Below are 1,503 nucleotides of genomic sequence, written 5' to 3' on the forward strand. Positions count from 1 at the left end.
CTAATGGGAGTCGATCAGCGTGGCGTTGCCGGTGTGGAGCCTGCGACCGCGGGACGCTGATCATCGAGCCGCTGGTCGGTGAGCACTACGAGCGACTGGAATGAGCGACTGATTCCTAGAGCTAGATCGTGCCCCGGCCGGTTCGGTGAGGTCGCTTGAAGCGCTGATGGGATGTCGTGCCAGTGCGAGCACTGATCCATTAGTCCGCCGCCTGGTGTCCTCGGGCTCGATGTGGGTCAACGACGACAGCAGGAGGTGGCATTGATGATCTTCGTGGGCGACGACTGGGCCGAAGACCATCACGACGTGCATCTGATGGACGAGACCGGCCAACGATTGGCAACCCGGCGATTACCCGAAGGCTTGTCCGGCATTCGAGACCTCCATGAACTGATCGCCCGACACGTCGAGGAACCCGAGCACGTGATGATCGGCATCGAAACCGATCGCGGCCTGTGGGTCTCGGCGTTGACGGCATCGGGCTATCAGGTGTGGGCGATCAACCCGATGGCCGCGGCCCGGTACCGCGACCGGCATAGCGTCTCGGGTGCGAAATCCGATGCCGGGGACGCGAAACTGCTCGCTGATCTTGTGCGCACCGACCGGCACAACCACCGTCAGATCGCCGGGGACACCCCCGACGCCGAAGCCATCAAGGTGCTAGCGCGGACCCATCAGAGCCTGATCTGGGCACGGACCCGGCACGCCAACATGCTGCGCAGCGGACTGCGGGAGTACTACCCCGCCGCCCTGGAAGCGTTCGAATCGCTCACCTCCAATGACGCGCTGGCGGTGTTGGGTCGAGCTCCCACTCCCGAACAAGGCGCCCGATTGAGCCTGGCCAAGATCGGCTCGGCGCTCAAAACTGCCGGCCGACAACGCAATATCGAGATACGCGCCACCGAGATCCAAGCGATCCTGCGCCGCGCGCATCTCACCGCACCCCCTGCAGTGGCTGCCGCCTTCGGATCCACCACGACCGCAGCGGTCCATGTCATCGCAGCACTGAACACCCAGATAGCCGACCTCGAGGCAATCTTGGCCGGCCATTTTGACAAGCACCCGGACGCCGACATCTACCGCTCCCTGCCAGGACTTGGTGTCATCCTCGGCGCCCGGGTGCTCGGTGAGTTCGGGGACGACCCGAACCGCTACAGCACTGCCAAGTGTCGCAAAAACTACGCCGGAACCTCACCATTGACCATCGCCTCGGGCCGAAAACGTGCCGTGCTGGCCCGCCACGTCCGCAACAAACGCCTCTATGACGCGCTCGACCAATGGGCGTTCTGCGCCTTGACTGGAAGCCCCGGGGCCCGCGCCTTCTACGACCAGCACCGCGCCAACGGCGACACCCATCACCAAGCTCTACGCGCCCTCGGCAACCGCTTCGTCGGCATCCTCCACGGCTGCCTCCGCCACCACACGCTCTACGACGAACACAAAGCCTGGGCACATCGCATGCCAGCAGCTGCTTGACAAGTTACAGACCTGGGATGTCTAGCT

At 64.0% G+C, this 1,503-nt stretch carries 1 protein-coding gene; it reads left to right on the forward strand.

The annotated features are described in order from the left end of the window. Window positions 1-264: 264 nt before the first annotated feature. Window positions 265-1,476, forward strand: coding sequence for an IS110 family RNA-guided transposase (locus Q2100_RS31260; RefSeq protein WP_302917128.1), 1,212 nt, complete (start codon window positions 265-267; stop codon window positions 1,474-1,476). Window positions 1,477-1,503: the final 27 nt, after the last annotated feature.

This window comes from Mycolicibacterium arseniciresistens (assembly GCF_030519285.1).
GTDB classification, from domain to species: Bacteria; Actinomycetota; Actinomycetes; order Mycobacteriales; family Mycobacteriaceae; genus Mycobacterium; species Mycobacterium arseniciresistens.

Excerpts from the sequence above, each read along its gene's own strand:
- Q2100_RS31260 (WP_302917128.1), top strand. The coding sequence starts at position 265 with ATGATCTTCGTGGGCGACGACTGGGCCGAAGACCATCACGACGTGCAT.